The organism is Aliiglaciecola litoralis, from assembly GCF_039523355.1.
In the GTDB taxonomy this organism is placed as follows: Bacteria; Pseudomonadota; Gammaproteobacteria; order Enterobacterales; family Alteromonadaceae; genus Aliiglaciecola; species Aliiglaciecola litoralis.
The window spans coordinates 114769-133822 of sequence record NZ_BAAAFD010000004.1; the positions used below are offsets into that span (position 1 = coordinate 114769).

Annotated in this window: 13 protein-coding genes; 9 read left to right on the forward strand and 4 right to left on the reverse strand. The window is 45.1% G+C overall.

All coding sequences use genetic code 11. The features are described from left to right. The first annotated feature begins 6 nt into the window (after positions 1-6). Together ABD036_RS09025 and ABD036_RS09030 are read left to right on the forward strand one after the other, a co-directional pair. Complete coding sequence (locus ABD036_RS09025; protein WP_343858924.1) at positions 7-480, forward strand: peroxiredoxin; 474 nt, start codon at positions 7-9, stop codon at positions 478-480. Positions 481-651: 171 nt separating this feature from the next. Beyond that, on the forward strand, positions 652-1833 hold the full coding sequence (locus ABD036_RS09030; RefSeq protein ID WP_343858927.1) for a BaiN/RdsA family NAD(P)/FAD-dependent oxidoreductase: 1182 nt from the start codon (positions 652-654) through the stop codon (positions 1831-1833). Positions 1834-2518: 685 nt separating this feature from the next. On the opposite strand, the gene ABD036_RS09035 is transcribed toward ABD036_RS09030, so the two are convergent. The 3 genes from ABD036_RS09035 to ABD036_RS09045 all read right to left on the reverse strand — a co-directional run bounded on the left by ABD036_RS09035 (position 2519) and on the right by ABD036_RS09045 (position 8336). After that, a complete protein-coding gene (locus ABD036_RS09035) occupies positions 2519-3781 on the reverse strand; it encodes a peptidase MATCAP family protein (protein ID WP_343858929.1) in 1263 nt (420 codons plus the stop codon). A gap of 229 nt (positions 3782-4010) precedes the next feature. Then, positions 4011-7160 (reverse strand): efflux RND transporter permease subunit, encoded by a 3150-nt coding sequence (locus ABD036_RS09040; protein WP_343858932.1) that lies wholly within the window; start codon positions 7158-7160, stop codon positions 4011-4013. A 12-nt stretch (positions 7161-7172) separates the two neighbouring features. Beyond that, complete coding sequence (locus tag ABD036_RS09045; RefSeq protein WP_343858934.1) at positions 7173-8336, reverse strand: efflux RND transporter periplasmic adaptor subunit; 1164 nt, start codon at positions 8334-8336, stop codon at positions 7173-7175. Between the two features lie 459 nt (positions 8337-8795). On the opposite strand from ABD036_RS09045, the gene ABD036_RS09050 reads away from it, so the two are divergent. From ABD036_RS09050 to ABD036_RS09070, 5 genes are all read left to right on the forward strand, one after another. Next, positions 8796-9335, forward strand: a complete 540-nt coding sequence (locus ABD036_RS09050; RefSeq protein ID WP_343858936.1) for a DsrE family protein — start codon at positions 8796-8798, stop codon at positions 9333-9335. A gap of 272 nt (positions 9336-9607) precedes the next feature. Then, positions 9608-10477, forward strand: coding sequence for a hypothetical protein (locus ABD036_RS09055; RefSeq protein WP_343858938.1), 870 nt, complete (start codon positions 9608-9610; stop codon positions 10475-10477). Positions 10478-10583: 106 nt separating this feature from the next. Next, positions 10584-10889, forward strand: coding sequence for a DUF167 domain-containing protein (locus ABD036_RS09060; RefSeq protein WP_343858941.1), 306 nt, complete (start codon positions 10584-10586; stop codon positions 10887-10889). 32 nt (positions 10890-10921) lie between these two features. Continuing rightward, a complete protein-coding gene (locus ABD036_RS09065; RefSeq protein ID WP_343858944.1) occupies positions 10922-11791 on the forward strand; it encodes an ATP-grasp domain-containing protein in 870 nt (289 codons plus the stop codon). 583 nt (positions 11792-12374) lie between these two features. Beyond that, positions 12375-12665 (forward strand): hypothetical protein, encoded by a 291-nt coding sequence (locus ABD036_RS09070; RefSeq protein ID WP_343858946.1) that lies wholly within the window; start codon positions 12375-12377, stop codon positions 12663-12665. A gap of 182 nt (positions 12666-12847) precedes the next feature. Here ABD036_RS09070 and ABD036_RS09075 read toward each other — a convergent pair whose 3' ends face one another. After that, the gene (locus ABD036_RS09075) at positions 12848-14332 is read right to left on the reverse strand and encodes a DUF3300 domain-containing protein (RefSeq protein WP_343858948.1); all 1485 of its coding nucleotides are present in this window, start codon (positions 14330-14332) and stop codon (positions 12848-12850) included. Positions 14333-14742: 410 nt separating this feature from the next. On the opposite strand from ABD036_RS09075, the gene ABD036_RS09080 reads away from it, so the two are divergent. Beyond that, positions 14743-15852, forward strand: a complete 1110-nt coding sequence (locus ABD036_RS09080; protein ID WP_343858950.1) for an efflux RND transporter periplasmic adaptor subunit — start codon at positions 14743-14745, stop codon at positions 15850-15852. A gap of 11 nt (positions 15853-15863) precedes the next feature. After that, the gene (locus ABD036_RS09085; RefSeq protein ID WP_343858952.1) at positions 15864-19034 is read left to right on the forward strand and encodes an efflux RND transporter permease subunit; all 3171 of its coding nucleotides are present in this window, start codon (positions 15864-15866) and stop codon (positions 19032-19034) included. Positions 19035-19054 lie beyond the last annotated feature (20 nt).

The window sequence follows — 19054 nt, forward strand, 5'->3', positions numbered from 1 at the left end:
AAACCAATGATCAGTGAAGGCGCAAGCTTACCAGAAGCTACTTTATCCACTTTAGCCGACGGGCAAATGCAGAACCTGCATACTACGACGCTGTTTGAAGACAAGAAAGTGGTGTTATTCGCCGTCCCAGGTGCCTTTACGCCAACCTGCTCTCAAGCGCATCTTCCTGGTTATGTGGCACTGGCAGACAAAATCAAAGCCAAAGGCGTAGATTCAATCATTTGCTTGTCGGTTAATGATGCATTCGTTATGGAAGCTTGGGGTAAAGTGAATAACGCGGATGAAATATTAATGTTGGCTGACGGCAACGGTGAGTTTACCAAACAGATAGGCTTGGATATGGACACCGATACCTTTGGTGGTATTCGTTCAGTGCGCTACAGTATGTTGATAGTCGATGGCGTAGTGAGAAAAATCAATATTGAAGATCCGGGGCGCTTTGAAGTCAGTGACGCGGAAACCATGTTAAAGCTGCTTTAATTAACCCGAACTCTGGTTAATTTGTTATTGAAGGGACGTGACTCGCGTCCCTTTTTATTGCCTGAAAGCGGCGGTTGTTTAAGAAAACTCCTTTTCCCTTTAGCTGAATCTAATTGCAGGTATAATGCGCCCTGTTTAAACGTTTATGCCCGTACAAGTTGAGGTTTGAAGTTGATTAATAAAGATGTGATCGTCGTTGGTGCCGGTGCGGCTGGGCTGTTCTGCGCCGCAGAAGCCGCTAAGCGAGGTCGCAGCGTCACTGTGTTAGATCATGCCAAGCGCATTGGTGGTAAAATACTGATGTCGGGTGGCGGGAGATGCAACTTCACCAATATGTACGCTTCGGCAGAAAACTTCTTATCGGATAATCCACATTTTTGTAAATCAGCGCTCAGTCGTTACACCCAGTGGGACTTCGTCGGTTTAGTCAGTGAGTATGGCATTGCTTATCATGAGAAAACCTTGGGACAGCTGTTTTGCGACAATTCGGCCAAAGACATTTTAAATATGTTGCTCAAGGAATGTGATAAAGCCGGCGCAACTATCACTACTCAATGCGAAATCACTGCGATTACTAAGCGCGACGACGGATTCGAACTGGAAACCAGTAAGGGAAGTTATCAATGTGAATCTTTGGTGATTGCCACTGGTGGCTTGTCGATGCCCAAATTAGGCGCATCTCCTTTTGGCTACAAAGTGGCGGAACAATTTGGTTTGAGTGTGAAACCAACCCGCGCCGGATTAGTGCCTTTTACCTTGCATGAACAAGACAAGTCGGTGTTGGCTGACCTTAGCGGTATTTCACTTGATGCTAGAGCCAGCTGCAACGACACCAATTTTAATGAGAATATTCTGTTTACTCACCGTGGATTAAGTGGCCCCGCAGTGCTGCAGATTTCTTCTTTCTGGCATCCTGGGCAAGCGGTTGAGTTTGATTTATTTCCCCACGGTGACTTACATCAAGAGCTCACCAGCGCCCAAGTTCAATCACCCGATAGTCAGCTTGCCACTGTGCTGGCCAAGCATTATCCGAAACGTTATGTGCAAACCGCTTTGCCTTATTTAGGGCTCGAAAACAAACCGCTAAAGCAATACCAAGGAAAGCAATTGCAGCAAGTAGCCGATGCTTTTCATCAGTGGCAACTTAAGCCCAATGGTACAGAAGGTTATCGCACTGCTGAAGTGACACTCGGGGGCGTTGATACCAATCAACTGTCATCCAAGACAATGATGGCCAAAGACGTCGAAGGTTTGTATTTCATCGGTGAAGTGGTTGACGTCACTGGTTGGTTAGGTGGCTATAACTTCCAATGGGCGTGGAGCTCAGGCTGGGTAGCAGGCCAAGAGGCTTAGAGGTGAAGCAGGGTCCGATTGAATTCTCAACCCGACCCAATATTTACTGATTCGCTTATTAATGGCTATTTGATGATTGGGTTGCGGTTATATCTGCGCCTTTTCTTTATTTTGCCGTATGACATCGCGATGAAGCATATGCCAATTAGGCCCAAGCTAGTAAAAAACGCAACTATGAACGGTTTGCTATACAATTCCGGCTTCACTACGGCAGAGAGTACAACAAAAAGTAGGCACAGTTGTATGCCGAAAAAAATCTTATGTATAAACTTAATCATCAAATTGTCCTCGCTTCAACAGGTCATTCTAGTCTTAAAATTATTTCCAATATCTGAAGCCAACGTCACAAACCAACGAGGCGCCATTGGTTTGTAAGCTTTACAGACTCGAGTATTTCTTACACTTGCGTAATTAGTTTATATGGCAGGTGTATGTCACAAGCTCCTTGTTATAGCGCGGTTGTGCTAAGCAACAGTCACCAAACATCCTTTTCAGGGGAGGCAGAGCAGTTTGTATGCCATGTTTTTGGAATTAGTTAGTGAAGTGTCGATTTTCAAGTTGTTCAGTTACAGCAGCGATGAGCGAATATAAGGGCAGCCGGTGTTAGTTAGCAAAACTAAGATTTTAGGTGCAAATTGATCCGTGGTTTTCTAAATTCCCCGAGCCTTTTTCGAGTTTCTTCTGTTTAGAGAGTGGCTTTAGGGATATGCGCGAGTAGGTCTTCGTAATGCCGCGATACTTGTTGCATGTCCATCTTACTTAAGAACGATGAGCACATTAAATAGGCCAACAAATAGCGAGCGTCTTTGGCCCAAGGTGGTAGATAAGTGGCGGGTTGGCACAATCCCATTTTCTCTAATTTGTAGAGTACTGGCATATCTTCGATGTCGAGTTTGCCGCAAAATAATAGTCGTAAGCAATCCGCTCTGCCGCTGGTGGCAATGACTTTTAATATGTTATTAACTCGAATAAATCCCTCTAAATAAACGCCGTCTTTGGTAAAAGGAGCGCCGCCGCTTAACACGCCGCCACGAAATACCCGTCGACTATTTTCATAGGCTTGTTTAGGGTTGTTGGTTTGGGTTAAGAAGAAATCGTACACTTCGAGAAAATCAGCGCCGTCTATCGACATTTGGATCGCCAGTATGCGATCGGCGAGGCGTTGCAGCCGGTCTAAATCAATGGCACCGGAGATAAACTCGGAAAATACTGCTAATCCTTCTTGGGTTTTGGTGGTGCCAGGATGTCCTGCCGCCAGTATTTTTAGATGCGGTTGTTTTAAGCCATTGATAGAGGTCGCCACATGGATATGTGCTTCATGAGCGATGAGTTGACGGGCATCTAAATCATTAAAACTGGCAGTTTTGCGAATGCGGATTAGTTTTGGGCTGGCAAGGGCGTTGGCCGAAAGTTCATCGACAATCTCTACGTCGGGTGCGTCATCGCCAAACATGTCAATGGTGGCGGCCTGCATTTGCTCTGCTATTTCTTGTGCAAAGTGACAAAACGGCAGCGGAGAGCCCAAGTTAAACGAGGAGTAGCTATTAATTTGCTTCTCAAACGTCTTTGCCAGCTCAAGTGGGGTCGTCTTGCCATCTACAAAAGGATTGGTCGGCTTGCCATATAATCGTTCCGAAAAATAATAAAAGTCAGGTGTGCCTACTGCGGAAAGCATACTGGCGCTATCTTCAATCTTAGTCGCGATACTGGCTAACCACTGATCGATATCTGAATCGCCAACCAACTTTCTGGCTTCTTTTACCAATTCGAATGTCGGTTTTGGATCAAACTCTGGATAAGCGACCTTGGGCAGGGTGTTGCAATTGTTAGCAAAAAACTGTTCGCGAATATCTCGGCTCCAGTTTAGGTGGGACAAGATTCTGATCGTTTGACTGGCCGTGTACAGCCGTGAACTTACCTCTGTGAACCGCTCTTTTTCTGATTGCATCGCGCCCTTATTGCCCTTAAGGGCTACTCAAGTTCGTTCGTGAGTAACCCAAGATAGCGTTATTGGATTTATTGAACCCAATATAATCGAAAACAATCAAGAGTGCTAAAACTCTCGATGGAAAGCTAAAGCGTTATTAAAAAGCCCCTGCGCAATTCGGCAAGGGCTTTGTTTAATCTCTCGTGAGTGCTGCGAAAACACTCGTGTTAGCGTTATGCTGAGTTAGCAATTAAGCATCAGTGTCCAAAACATTATTGACCACAACACCAGACTTGCGCTTTGAAGACAAGCGACTTCCAATGTATCTGAACGGTATTTTCAAATCATCTAGGATCAAATACATCGACGGGATAAGTATCAATGTCACTAGGGTGGCGTAGAGCACCGCAAAGCCCAGTGATATTGCCATCGGGATAACAAACTTAGCTTGTAAGTTAGTTTCGAACATGATGGGTAACACACCTGCGAAGGTCGTTATTGAGGTCAGGGTTATCGCCCTGAAACGTGCGCAACCTGCGTCCAGCACCGCTTCTTTCATCGAATAGCCTTCTTTCCTTCGGCTATTTACATAGTCGGTCATTAGCAGGGAGTCATTGATCACTACCCCTGCCGCCGCTACTAAGCCAAAGGTCGACATGCTGCTAATATCAACACCAAAGAAGAAGTGTCCCCAGATCGCACCGGTGAAACTAAATGGAATGACCAACAATATCATGAAGGGTTGCATGTAGCTTTTTAACGGAACTGCCAGCAAAATGTACATCATTAAAAGGCCGGCAATGAAGAACATTATTTGTTCATTGTGTTGCGCTTGCTGCTCTTCAATAGCGCCGCCCAATTCTGTTTTTACCGACGGGAATTCACTTTGTAGCCTAGGTAAGATACTGTCCTTTATGGTATCAACCACTTCGCCCGGCTCAACGGCTTCTTCATCAATGGCACCAAATACGTAGACACTGCGATAGCCTCCTTCACGGCGGATATAACTTATGCCGGGTTTTTCTTCTAATGCTACAACGTCGCCGAGCAACACTTCTTTGCCCGCTGGTGTTTTGATGACCGCATATTTCAGTTCGGCGAATCGTTCACGAGTGAGTTTGGGATAACGCACCATGACACGGACTTCTTCGCCGTCGCGGATCACTCGCTGTGCTTCGCCACCAAAGAAGCTTGCGCCAACTTGACTAGCAACTGTGGCGAGATCTAAGCCCAAATCATAAGCGACTGGTAACAGCGTCATTTGAATTTCTTTGCCCGCAGGATCTATCGTGGAACTGATATCATAAAGACCCTTTTCTTGTTGCAATAACTCAATGAATTTGCGACCAGCAGCATTCAAAGTGTTGATGTCTGGGCCGAAAAGCAAATAGCCAAAGTCACTGTCTTCGCTGTTAGTCAAAACATCATCGCGGACTTTAAAGGATTTCATACCGGGTATTTCCGGGATCGCTTCGCGCCAACGTCTAGCCAGCTCAAAGGTATCGTAGGGCCGCTCATCTTCGTCGACTAAAGGCATGACTAAACGACCTTCAGTGCGGCCTTGGTTAAATACCAGCATGTCTCTAATCATGCCTGAGCCATATTCGTCAATGGTTTCACGTTCTATACGACTGACCACACTCTCAATCGTGGTCAATGCATCTATGGTCGCTGCATCGGAGACGTTTTCATTCATCTCAATACGAATATCCGGGAAATCGTGGGGAACCTTAGGGGTAGGAACCATGCGCACGTGGTTGGCCATGATCAAGCCAATACTCAACAGCAAGAGCGCAATAAATGCGGCTAACACGACCCAACGAAAGCGCGTACATAATTCGACAAAATTTCGATACTTACCGTTTACAAAACCAAAGAAAGCAATGTTAAAACGATCTCGCCAACCGCCAACTTTAATTGGCTTAAAGTGAGTGTGGGCTAAATGCGCCGGTAAAATTAACTTAGATTCGACTAAACTAAAAATCAAACACAGAATGACGACAGTGGCGATATTATAAAAAATAGCACCCTCTGGACCGCTTGATTGAGTAAAAGGTGCAAACACAGCGATGGTAGTTAGTACACCGAAGGTCGCTGGTATGGCTACTCGTTTTGCTCCTCTTACCACGTTTTCCACACCGCCGCCTTTGGCTTCTACTTCGGTGTAGGCACTTTCGCCTATGACGATGGCATCATCTACTACAATACCTAGCACCATAATGAAGGCGAAAAGCGACATGATGTTAATGGTAATACCGAGCATACTCATCGACATAACGGCGCCCAAGAAACACACTGGCAATCCAATCATCACCCATAATGCCAATCTGAACCTGAGAAACACGGTGAGCATAATGGCAACCAACACAGCACCTTGGAACAGGTTTGATAGCATCATGTCCAGGCGAGCATTGAGATAAAACGTGGTGTCTACTATGGTTTTTAATGCCATGCCTTCAGGCAGCGTTTCGTTGCGTTTTGCGATGAAATCTTTGACTGACTTGGCAACAGGTACAATGCTTTGATCTTTGGTGGCGCTAATTGACATGAAAATCGCATTCTCACCCGAGAACTTGAAATAACGCTCGCCTTCGGTAAACCCATCTTTGATGATGGCAACGTCTTCGAGTAAAACACGGGTGCCATTGTTACCAATTTTAATTGGAATGCGTCTAAACTCATCACCATCGTAGGACTGGTTTTCAACCCGCACCGAGATTATGCCTGAGTCGGTGCGCAGTTGGCCGGCGGAGAAGTTTGCAGAATAACGCTGAATTGCGCGCGTAACGTCAGCAATGGTAAGGCTATATTTGCGCAATTCGCCGGGTTGTATTTCGATGCCAATCTCGTAATCTGGTGCATTTAGGTCTACTAGCGAGACATTGCCTAGTTGTAATAACTCATTTTCAATTTGCCTAGCAACCGGTTTTAGTTCGGTCAATTCAAAGTCGCCGACCAGCGATACTTCAATTACCCGTTGTTTGAATTCTGCTTGGGATATGGTGACCGGCTCCATATCGGCCGGAAAAGTTGCAATGCTGTCTACCCGCAACTTAACTTTGTCGAGAACATCGGTCAGTTTTTCGTCTGTCTTTATCTCAAGTTGGACGCTGCCTCTGTTGCGAAATGCGCGCGATATACTTTTTTTAATTTCAGTGACATCTTTGAGCGCTTCTTCAATTTTTATCAATATCCCCTGTTCGATCTCTTGTGGGGATGCGCCACGATAACTGGCGTCGATGTTGATGTAATTGATTTCAATATTGGGAAACATCTGGCGTTGAATTGTGATGTAACTGATCAACCCCATGATAATAATGAAAATCATCAGCAGGTTTGCGGCCACGGAATTATTGGCAAAGTAGGCAATCAGTCCCGTTTGCTTGGCTTCTTGAGTCATGGGCAATACCTACTATTTAGACTGATTAGCGACTAAGGGCGGTTCTTTCACCTCAGAGGCAATACGGACCTTCATACCTTTTTGCGGGTACTCTGGTAACGTCATGACAATGCGATCATGGTGTTGGATGCCGCTATTAATGATAAAAAACGACCCTTCTTCGCGGATAACTTGTACTTCTCTGGGCTGAAGCTTGTTGTCTTGATCGACTACCCATACGGTGTTTTTCGTGACTAAATCTTGAGGTAAGCGGTAAACATTTTGCAACGTCTGGCCTTCAATATTGACTTCCACATAGCTACCAAACTTTAGTGCAGGGGTATTGGCATTCAAACCGTAGGGATCATCTATGGTCACTACTATCTGGCTCATCCGTGTGCTTTGGTCAATGATGCCAATATCACGGGATATTGTGCCCTTACGACTAAAGGTTTTAACGCCTTTGTTGATAACCATGGCTTCTTGATCGGCCAGGATAGTGGGTAAAAATGCGGTGTCGAACCCGGCAATTGAAAAGCGCACCTCGGCAGTTTCAATATTGTTAATTACTCCGACCTGAGCGCCACGATTAACATATTCTCCAGTGCCAATGTCTCGCGCAATAACTAACGCGTTATACGGGGCTGCAACATCACAATTGTTTAAATCTCGCTGAGCCATTTTCAATCTGGCTTCGGCAGATTTCACTGCCGCTTTGGCACTGAGTATTTGCGGTTTGCGAAGATATAAGTCGCTCACTTGGCTGGCGGGTATATTTTTTGATTCTCGCTTGGCAACTTCAGCTCTGGCTTGTTCTTCAATCAGCGCTGCTTGAGCTTGAGATAACTCAGCTTCGGCTTGCAACACGGCCGCTTCGTAGGTGTCTTTCTCAATGCTAAATAAAATTTCGCCGCGTTTAACCAAACCACCTGCGATGAATTTTGGATTCCAGCTAATCACTTCACCAGAGACTTGCGCTGACAACCGGGTGGTTTCCAACGGAATGACTTCGCCAAAGCTCTGAATGGTTACCTTGTAATCCATTGATTCAGCGTGCTCAATTCTAACCACCGGAGAGGTATCGACTTCGGCTTTTTCTGGGTCTTCTTCGCCAGAGGCGCCTACGGCAAGCATGCCGCCAATTCCCAAGACAAGAACGACCACAAACATAAGAAATTTAATCCAAGGATTATTCATAACTTTCCATTTTCATCAATATTCTTGATTAGGATACCTTACCAAAGCGAATTTATGGCCCGGACATTTGTAACTAATCATTACTTCAATAACTTCTGACAATAAGTACAGAAAATACGTATATTTAGTTTACCGCAGAGTGCAATTTTGACATGTGCCAAAAGTCATGACTTACGGTGAGGTAAAAAAGATGGTAAATAGTTAACATCTGATTCAATTTATTTACATATAGTACAGATAAAAGACATCAAAAAGAATGCACTACGCCAGGTAAATTCGTACTTTTTAGCCTGAAATTAGAATTAATGCATCGATAGTTAGGCTCGATATTCTAGTGAGCATGACGACAATACCTATTAACACCGTTATTTTTTATACTCGTGGGATTAACCAATTCCTGTATTTAATAAGATACTTCGTTGAAAAAATGAAACCCTTTTTCTTTCTAGGAGGCAAATAATGAACATCACAAAGCTATTGGTATCGATTCTGTTTTTAGTCATGAGCAGTCAAGTTAGTTGCAAAGAGGTATTTAAAACGGGTCCTGTTTTTGCTGAATATGGACGACATGCTAAGGTAGAACACAACGCAGCTTTGGATGCTACAACGAAGCTCAAAGTGGTTTTTGATGTGGCAGAAGCGGCAGCAGAACAAAAACTTAATCGACGCTTCGATAGCTTGGCTAGATTTATCAATATGCATGTTGCTAATGGTGTGTTGTTGGAGAATATACACTTAGCCTTGGTGGTGCATGGCGAAGCAGGGCAAGATTTATTGCACAATAAAGCTTATCAAGCGCGAAACAAAACAGAAAACCCCAGCGCTGCGATCGTTAATGCATTGCTCAAAAATAAGGTCGATATTTACCTGTGTGGACAGTCTGCTGCCTATCACCAAATCAATGCCAATGATCTTATTGGCGGTGTGCAGATGTCATTGTCTGCGATGACAGCCCATGCATTACTAAACCGGCAAGGTTACTCACTTAATCCTTTTTGAGACTAGGCTTTCCACAGCGGTATTAAAGGGTATAATGGTATTCGCATATTAGTAAGCACAGTTACGTTTTGGTGGCAGTTCGCGCTTTTTGTACAATGAGAAACCACGACACACTTTTTAGTTTGTGGCTGAATTTTGAGAAATAACATTTGAATTTTATTCGCTCGATTAATAAATGGCAGTTGTTGACTGTTTTCGCCTCTTGCTTTTTTATCGCACTAAACTTTTATCTCGGCGTTATAGTAAGTCCTCACTCCGTAAGTCATCCAATTGTGATCAGAGACATTGGGGCGGCTTTAGCGCTTCCCATTATTGGTGGTTTCTGCTTTTTCGTGTTGCCTATTCTGGTCAGTAAAGCACGTTTGGCAGTGTTGCAAACAGCGGTGAGCACTAACAGTTCACACAAAGTGGCTACACGTTTTGCGGATAGTATTGCCGCGTTGCCAAAACGATATTTCCTACCTAGCGTTGCCGCGGCATGTGTGATTGTCTCTTGCTATTTTTATACGGAAGGGCTGTTTTATGTCGAAGAGTTAGGGTTTGAAAAAAACCTAATTCGTTTCCCATTGGCATTGCAGGGCTTGTACATGTGGACCTCCATTGTCATGAGTATCAGTGTTATTTTTAAAATAACCTCCTTAGTGGCTGACTTTGTCGAGCTCGATCTGAAAGTGGATTTGTTTAGCGCCGATGAGTTGTTCCCCATTGCCAATACGGTCTTTTGGAACATTTTGGTGTTAGCTTTTGGCTTATCGATGGCGCCTTTATTCTGGTTGGGCGGCGAGCCGGTGATGATTGATTTCGTCATAGCCATGGTGTTGTTTTTAATTATGGCTAATTTAATGTTCTCGCCGCTACTTCGAGTTCGACAAATTATTCTCACTAAAAAAGCAGAGGCATTAGAGGCTTATCGACAATCTAAGTTGCCCAGCGAACGCACATCAATTAAGCCTACTATTCGTGAAAATCAATCGGGATTAGAAGTTCTTGCGAAAATGCGCTCTGCAAACATCAAACAAGAGATTATTAGAGCCAGAGAATGGCCGGTGAATTTGCATTTGGCGATTCGTTTTGTGTTTTTATCGCTTCTTCCCGCTACCTCATGGGCAGGAGCAAGCGTGTTGAATTGGCTCCTACAATAACCACAGAAGAGTCACTTTCTAGTGAAAAATCTAAATTTATACCAGCAGGTGGTCATGGAAATTCGCAAACCTTGGCGACTTTGTAGCGATCCATACACGCACTGACATGCTAAATACCGTTAAAAGCCCCTTCGAGCTGAATGGAAATAGGCTAAGTATCAAGGTGTATTTGCAGCCCAAATCTTCGCAAAATCGCATTGCTGGAATGCACAATGGCGAACTGAAGGTGCATATAACAGCGCCGCCAGTTGATGGTAAGGCAAATCAGCAGTTGATCGTGTATCTAGCTAAATTACTGGGTTTCCCTAAAGCGAATGTCACCATAATCAAAGGGTTGCAGTCACGTCACAAAACAGTCGAAGTTTTGGATTGCGATGAAATTCCACTGGCACTGATGTGTTACCTTGGTTAACCTTAATAAAACCTATCAACAAGGTGAGGCGTATGCACAAACTGGCGATTTTAACCACTGATGACTTAGAAGAATTTTTTGTCTATGACCATCTTGCCTATGAACCTTTGGAAAAAATGGGCTGGTCAGTTGAAGAGGTATCTTGGCGAGATCAAAGCGTCGACTGGAATTGGTATGACGTCGTCGTGATCCGCAGTACATGGGACTATCAGGCTGAACCTGAGGCATTTTTACGTGTACTTGAGCAGATCGAGGCAAGTAGTGCAGCGTTAGAAAATAGTCTGGCGTTAGTTCAGTGGAATATCAGCAAAGACTACCTAAAGCAGTTGGAGTCCAAAGGCGTACCCATAGTGCCAACGATATGGTGTGACACTTACGACTATAATCAGATCGTCACCGCCTTTGAAGAATTGAACTGCGACGAAATCGTGCTCAAACCTTGGGTCAGCGCTAACGCTGATCATACTTATCGACTGGCTTTATCCGACGTTAAAGATCAGGCTGAAGGCATCACATCGGTGTTCTCAAAACGTCAATATATGATCCAACCGTTTTTGCCGAGCGTGATCCAAGAAGGTGAGTACTCACTGTTTTATTTTGGTGGAAAATACAGTCACTGCATTATTAAAATTCCTAAACAACAAGATTTTCGCGTGCAAGAAGAGCACGGTGGTCAAATACGCAGCGTATCTGCCGATCCAGAGCTGCTTAGGGCCAGTGAAATTGCGTTGGCAGCATTACCAGAAAAGCCACTCTACGCCCGCATCGACTTAATTAAATATCAAGCTGAATATGTGGTTATGGAAATTGAATTGATTGAGCCATCTCTGTATTTCAATATGGATCCCGAATCAGCCCAACGGTTTGCCAATGCGTTTGTGGATAAATATGGACATGATTAACTGGTTTCCTGAAAGCAGATAGATTAACAAATGCTAGTTGATGATATGTGAGCGACCCCCATCGATCGCTTGAAAAACTCTGTAACAATTTTATATGGATATGAGTGCCCAGTGGTCTAGACTAAAGAAGCTTGGAGTTTTCGTTCTTTAGGTAGAGGTAATAAAGGTTAAAGAGGAAGCGTATAGATGAACAAAGATATAAAAGGGATGTGTCTATTTTTGGGTATGGTAGGCCTAGCTTATGCGGCTATTTTAATACTAACAATGGTATTTACCGGGGTAAAAATACTGAAGAGTATTATCTTCATCTCCGCTTTTTCATCATTTTTAATAAGCCTTGGACTCACTCCCCAAGTCAAGGACCGAATGATCAGAGTAATCAAGGCCCGACTCACATCCTAATGTCTTTTGCTTTGGCGGACATTCCAATCTAAGGTTCCAAGCCTACTGTCCCGCCGTTGCGAAAAACCCCTTTCATTACAACCGCTAGGGCTTGTGGTTGATGGAGTTAGGCATTCAAGTTAACGTAGTAATAACGGTTATGCCTTTAGTGAGCAATTCTATTTAAGCAGTGGGAATTCCTATGTTAACAGAGCGAATAAGTAGTCCATCCGTTTTACAGCCGGGTAAAAAGTTTTTTACGGTGATGCACTATTCCTACCCAGAAGGACACACCGACATTATTTCTATGTCGCTAGAACAAACACAAATGACAGAGCAAGGATTTGAAAGCAAACGGATAGAGGTAGCGATTGATTACACTCATCCCAAACAACGAGAAAGCACCACTGCTTACTATGCGTATAACCTCACCAATGCGCATTTCTTTGATGCATTTAAGCAACAAGACAACACGCAAGTTCAGGACAGCTAACCGAACCTTGTGGGCTCGTGTTTATTGCCGCAGTGATGTCGATTAAAACATCTCGTACTGCGACTCTCAAAGATACTCTTTGCGCTACTTACAAGCGGTTTGATCCGCGTGTATGTTGTGGTGCCGTGTTAGTTCGCTTGCATTTTTCAACCTATGGATGCCAAAGCAAGCGACTATTAGGCTTAGCGTTGGTTCTGTTTTACATTATTGCTTCGCGCGCGTGCGCGATTCGACTGATTTTGTGTTGGTCGTTGACCTGATGCTCTGCTTGCTCGCTGACGCGGCGGAGCGCTGGGTTGGGTCCTTGGCTGGCGACTCGTTTGGGTTGGCGCTATCTGCCTTGGCTCTGGTTGTGCCTGCCTATGTTGAACCGGTTGCTGACTATCTCTTGGTATCGATGTCGGCTGTCTTGTTGTGCGACTCTCAATATCAGTTGTACGGTAGGTCCGTTCCTGACGTTGTTCATTAGGCACTGTGCTCACCACGGTATTACGTCTTTGATTGTCCACCTGCCTTGGCTGTCTTTGCCGCTGCGTTTGAGCTTGGTTTACCTGTACTTGGGTTTGTTGCCGTTTAGGTATCTCGGCATTGTCTCTACGCACAATTTGGTTGTTCAAACGCTGCTCAGTGCGCCTGATCACCTGCTGCCGGTCGGCATTCGGCTGTCGAACCTGCACGGGACGCTGTACTCGGTCAACACGACGCTGGCCATCGGTGGTTCTGACAACGCGATTATCGTGTCGCTGACTGTTGCGATACACCACCTTTGGCGTGTGCTCATTGTACCTAACCCCTCTGCGATGGTGAGGATTATGCTGCCAGCGTTGATATTCGTGTGACCTAACCCGCTTTACCCCATCTCGATAATAATAATGACGTTTTGGGTAATATTGGTTGATCACTATGTGGCGATTACTCCAATGAAAACCAGCATAAAAGCCACTGCTACGAATATACACCCGCGGACTCCAATACAAGCCAGCGTGCCAATAATAATGCGCAGGACGGTGCCAGTAATAGGGAGGATGGTCATGCCACCACCAGTTGCCGTACACCACACGTGTATCATAGTAGGGAACATAAATAACTTCCCGATTTGCTGGGGCGATAACAATATCGTCATCTTCCTCGATGACTTCTATGTACTTATTATTACTTAATGAACCTTGAGCATAGGCTTTTTGTCGCAACGTTTGAATGCTGGCCAGTACCTGTTGTTCGTTAATTAAAAACGCATCGCCTAGATCTTGTAGCCAGTTAAGATCTTCGGTGATTTGTTGTAGTAGTTCGTTAAACGGCACTAGCGCTTTAACACTAGGATCCCAGTCTTGGTCAGCCACCCCGTCTATCGCTTCTTGCTCGCTTAGAGAAAGGTTATTTTGGCGCCAACGCGCGGCTTGAATCACTTCCAATGGATAGGTCGAGGCGACCAGCACATGGGATAAAACAGAATCGGGATAAAGCGCAATGGGTGCCAACATTTGATCCAGCTCAGCTTGATCCAATTCAACATACTCATAGTCACTGTCAGCCAGGTCGTCTGCAGTTTCAGCACTTTCCACTGAAATTACTTGTTGTTCTTGTGCTTGGGCAAGGTTGATTGCCAACCCAATGATAACGCCCAGTAGACATAGGTAAACAATCACATAGCGCTTTTTATGTTGCATAGTTTTCTCCTTCATTACATCCACGTTATAAAGGTTTTTGGCTTAACCTTAGCTGAACCAACAAGAATCAAATGAAAATTGAGCATGTAATTTACGACAATCGATCTTATTTTTTATGAATTACCCACCTGAAGTTCCTTTGACGGCATCAGTAAAATCCCCCTAGGGGTTGGAGCTTCTTGATTTAGCTGAGCAGAACGATTGTCATTTATAATAACGATGAGATCTAAGCTAGCGATTACAATTTACAATAATGTCGCCTATTTTACGGTAAACTGCGGTTCTAAATAAGATTTCTAATTTTCGCAGATCATTAGTACCAATGTGCTCGTTTAAGAACAATTAACCTATATTACGGGTTAACTTAGCTCTACCTCTCGTTACTCTGTTTTTACGTTAAGGAAATTAATATGCGTTTACTCACTGCGATGACTTTTTGTTTGCTTATTTTTTTGTTCGGCTGCAGCGAGCAGGAATCAGTTAAGCAGCAACGCCAAGCACCTGAAGTGGATGTCAGCACGCCGATAGAAGCTGTGATTACACAATGGGACGAATACACCGGCCGTTTTGGCGCAGTAGATGAAGTGGAATTGCGAGCCAGAGTCAGTGGTTATTTACAAAAAGTGAATTTCAAAGATGGCCAGACGGTTAAAAAGGGCGATGTTCTTTTTGTCATTGACCAGCGGCCATTCGAAATTGCGCTGAGAAGCGCTGAGTCTAGATTTACGCTGGCGAAAAAAGAACTCGAACGGGGTAACGATTTACGGAAAAAGAATTCTATCTCCCAAGAAGAAGTGGATCGCAGACTAAATGAATATGAAATGGCCAGAGCGGCGTTAGATAACGCTAAGTTGGAAATGGAATTTACTGAAGTTAAGTCGCCGATTGATGGCATAGTGTCTAGAGATCTTGTCAATGTCGGCAATCTGGTTAACGGTTCTGCGAACAACGCTACTTTGCTAACCACTGTTGTTTCCATTAACCCCATCCATTTTTATTTCGATGCTGGAGAGGGTGACCTGCTTAAATACATGCGCTTAAGTCAGATGGACAAACGCCAAAGTTCACGAACCGCGCCAAACCCAGTGAAAATTAGACTTCAGGATGAAGACACCTTTGCCCATGAAGGCGTAATGGACTTCGTCGATAACCGAGTAGACCAAAGTACCGGTACCATTCAAGGCCGCGCAATCTTAGACAATCAAGACGGGTTTATTCTACCTGGCTTATTTGGTCGTATTCGTCTGTTAGCCAGAGAGAACGTGTCGGTGCTGCTGGTACCAGACACCATAATTGGCACCGATCAGTCACGTAAATTCGTATATATAGTAAATGCTGAAAACCAAGTCGATCGTAAATTTGTAAAACTTGGCAAATTACACAATCAAGAACTGCGCGTTATCGAGTCTGGACTATTAGCCACTGATAAGATCATTGTGAATGGCTTGATGCGTGTCAGACCGGGAGCGCAGGTGCAACCAGTGGATGTGAACATCAGTGAACAGTACGACGTGAAATAAGGAGAACTAATATGACGTTTTCCCATTTTTTCATCGACCGTCCTAAGTTTGCCTCAGTGCTGGCGATTATTACTCTAATTATTGGTGGCTTATCTTATTTCTCGCTGCCAATTGAGCAGTATCCTCAAATCGCGCCACCTACCATACAGGTAGCTGCCTCGTATCCGGGCGCTAACGCCGATATTGCGGCGAAGACCGTTGCGACACCTCTGGAACAGCAAATTAACGGTATAGAGAACATGTTATATATGTCCTCTCAGTCCACCGCCGATGGCCGCGTCACTATTACCGTTACCTTTAAGCTTGGGACTGACTTAGATACTGCCCAAGTGCAAGTCCAAAATCGTGTTGCCATTGCCGAGCCTAGGCTACCGGAAACCGTAAGGCGGCTCGGTATCACCACCAAAAAGAATTCGCCTGATTTGATGATGGTAGTGAACCTCTTTTCACCACAAGGCACCTACGATCAAACCTATATTGCGAACTATGTGACCTTACAGATCAAAGATCAGTTGTCGAGAATCGACGGCGTGGGCGACATACTGGTGTTTGGTGCCAGCCAATATTCAATGCGGATATGGTTGGATCCTGACCTAATTGCCTCTATCGATATGACGGCGTCTGAGGTAATAGCAGCGCTGCGTGGTCAGAACAGTCAGGTGGCCAGTGGTACCTTGAATCAAGCACCTGTGGAAAATGGCCAGACTGCGTTTGAGCTAAGTGTGCAGACACAAGGTAGACTCATCGAGCCAGAGCAATTTGAGAATGTCATTATTAAGAATACCGGAGGTCGTATTGTTCGACTCAAAGATGTTGGCCGTGTTGAACTTGGGGCGGAGAGTTACGCAACGCGCGGTTACTTAGGCGATAAGAAAGCCGTTGCCCTGCCAATATTTCAACGGCCAGGCTCAAATGCATTGGAAACTGCCGCTAATATTCAAGCGGTTATGAAAACCCTATCTGCATCTTTCCCCCCCGATTTAGCCTACGATATTGCATATAATCCGACTGAATTTATCAGCCAATCTGTGAAAGCAGTCGAGGTGACAATATACGAAGCCATAGGACTCGTGGTGTTGGTAATACTGCTTTTCCTACAAAACTGGCGAGCAGCCATCATTCCTATCTTGGCGATCCCAATCTCCTTGGTTGGTACCTTTGCGGTGATGAGTGCGTTGGGCTTTTCACTGAATAACCTGACCTTGTTTGGTCTGGTATTAGCGATCGGTATTGTGGTCGATGACGCTATTGTTGTGGTCGAAAACATGGAGCGCCTGTTAGCACAGGGCAAAAAGCCGTTTGCCGCGGCCAGACAAACAATGACCGAAGTTGGCAGTGCGTTGATTGCAATGGGCTTAGTGTTGGTCGCGGTATTTGTTCCAACGGCGTTTGTTGGAGGAATTTCCGGTCAGTTCTATAGTCAATTTGGTATTACTATTGCGGTAGCCACAATGATCTCTGTCGTCGTGTCCTTGGTGCTAAGTCCAGCTCTCGCGGCACTGTTATTTAAGCCCCACGACCAACAGAAAAAAGCCAAGGGTGCATTGGCTTGGTTAATCAATGGTTTTAACCGAGGTATGGATGCCACCGCCTCTGGCTACGGTAAATTGGTGTGCAAATTAGTGCGTTTAGGCGGCATTATGTCAATCGTCTATTTAGGGCTGATGCTTACCACTGGATACTTGTTTAACAAAGTCCCGCAAGGGTTTATTCCAGCCCAAGACCAAGGTTATTTGATCGTCGCAATTCAATTGCCTTCGGGAAGTTCATTGGCCCGCACCGATGCGGTTGTGCAAGACGCTGTAGAGCGTTTATTAAAAATTGAGGGAATTGAAAACTCAGTGGGGTTTACCGGCTTCTCTGGCGCTACTTTCACCAATGCTTCAAATTCAGCGGCCATTTTTCCGGTGCTGACGTCTTTTGAAGATCGCGCCAATAAGGGGATCAGCTTCGATCAGCTTGTCAATACGGTGCGCGCTGAAATGAGCCAAATCAAAGAGGCTTTTGTGGTGGTCATTCCGCCGCCCTCGGTGCGAGGTGTAGGCAACGGTGGCGGCTTCAAAATGATGTTGGAGGACCGCCGAGGTAGAGGTCTACCTGCGCTTGAACAGGCTATGTGGCAGTTGGCTGGCGCGGCTAATCAAGCGCCCGCAACCACCTCGGTATTTAGTTTCTTTGAAACCAATACCCCGCAATTGTTTGCCGACATCGACCGTGAAAGAGTGGAGCGATTAGGGGTTCCTGTTGCTGAGGTGTTTAGTGCCTTAGAAATCTATTTAGGTAGCTCATTTGTGAATGACTTTAATTACCTCGGAAGGACGTTTCGAGTCACCGCTCAAGCAGATGCTCCATATAGAATGGCCGCTGAAGATATAGGCCGAATTAGAGTACGTAACAATGCTGGCGATATGGTGCCATTAAGCTCAGTGGCGACCTTTGAGTATCGTTCTGGGCCGTCACGAGTGCCCAGATACAATTTATATCCGGCGGCTGATTTGAACGGCGATACCGCGGCGGGTTTTAGCTCTGGAGAAGCAATAGCAACTATGGAGAGACTGGCCGCAGAAATACTACCTGATGGCATCAGCTATGAGTGGACTGAATTAGCTTATCAGCAAAAACAAGCTGGCAGTTCAGCAATCCTAGCTTTTGTTTTCGCAGTGATATTTGTGTTTTTGCTATTGGTGGCCTTGTATGAGAGTTGGACCTTGCCGCTGTCGGTGATTCTAATTGTACCCATGTGTTTGTTGGGTGCCATTACCGGTGTGTTCCTCGCCGATATGGATAATAATATTCTGACTCAGGTTGGGCTAATCGTATTAGTTGGGCTGGCAAGTAAAAACGCTATCTTGATCGTCGAATTTGCGCGTCAAAAAGAGCATGAAGGAGAGCCTTTGTATAAGGCAGCTTCCGATGCTGCGAGTATGCGTTTACGACCAATATTAATGACGTCATTTGCCTTTATTCTTGGTGTTGTACCACTTGTTATTGCCACTGGTGCTGGAGCCGAGATGCGACAGGCGCTGGGAGTAGCTGTTTTCAGTGGCATGCTGGGCGTGCTTCTCTTCGGCCTCATCTTTACGCCAGTGTTTTACGTTTTGTGTCGCAAGCTGTCGATGTTCGTGAAAGGGCAGCAGCTAGACGAGAAGGGCTGTGTACCCGTGTCCGAGCCGAAACACTGATCCAGCGGAATGAGAAGTCA

Coding starts and splice junctions, on each gene's coding strand:
- ABD036_RS09070 (WP_343858946.1), top strand. CDS start 12,375: ATGTTAACAGAGCGAATAAGTAGTCCATCCGTTTTACAGCCGGGTAAA.
- ABD036_RS09045 (WP_343858934.1), bottom strand. CDS start 8,336: ATGAATAATCCTTGGATTAAATTTCTTATGTTTGTGGTCGTTCTTGTC.
- ABD036_RS09085 (WP_343858952.1), top strand. CDS start 15,864: ATGACGTTTTCCCATTTTTTCATCGACCGTCCTAAGTTTGCCTCAGTG.
- ABD036_RS09025 (WP_343858924.1), top strand. CDS start 7: ATGATCAGTGAAGGCGCAAGCTTACCAGAAGCTACTTTATCCACTTTA.
- ABD036_RS09040 (WP_343858932.1), bottom strand. CDS start 7,160: ATGACTCAAGAAGCCAAGCAAACGGGACTGATTGCCTACTTTGCCAAT.
- ABD036_RS09035 (WP_343858929.1), bottom strand. CDS start 3,781: ATGCAATCAGAAAAAGAGCGGTTCACAGAGGTAAGTTCACGGCTGTAC.
- ABD036_RS09050 (WP_343858936.1), top strand. CDS start 8,796: ATGAACATCACAAAGCTATTGGTATCGATTCTGTTTTTAGTCATGAGC.
- ABD036_RS09060 (WP_343858941.1), top strand. CDS start 10,584: ATGCTAAATACCGTTAAAAGCCCCTTCGAGCTGAATGGAAATAGGCTA.
- ABD036_RS09075 (WP_343858948.1), bottom strand. CDS start 14,332: ATGCAACATAAAAAGCGCTATGTGATTGTTTACCTATGTCTACTGGGC.
- ABD036_RS09065 (WP_343858944.1), top strand. CDS start 10,922: ATGCACAAACTGGCGATTTTAACCACTGATGACTTAGAAGAATTTTTT.
- ABD036_RS09080 (WP_343858950.1), top strand. CDS start 14,743: ATGCGTTTACTCACTGCGATGACTTTTTGTTTGCTTATTTTTTTGTTC.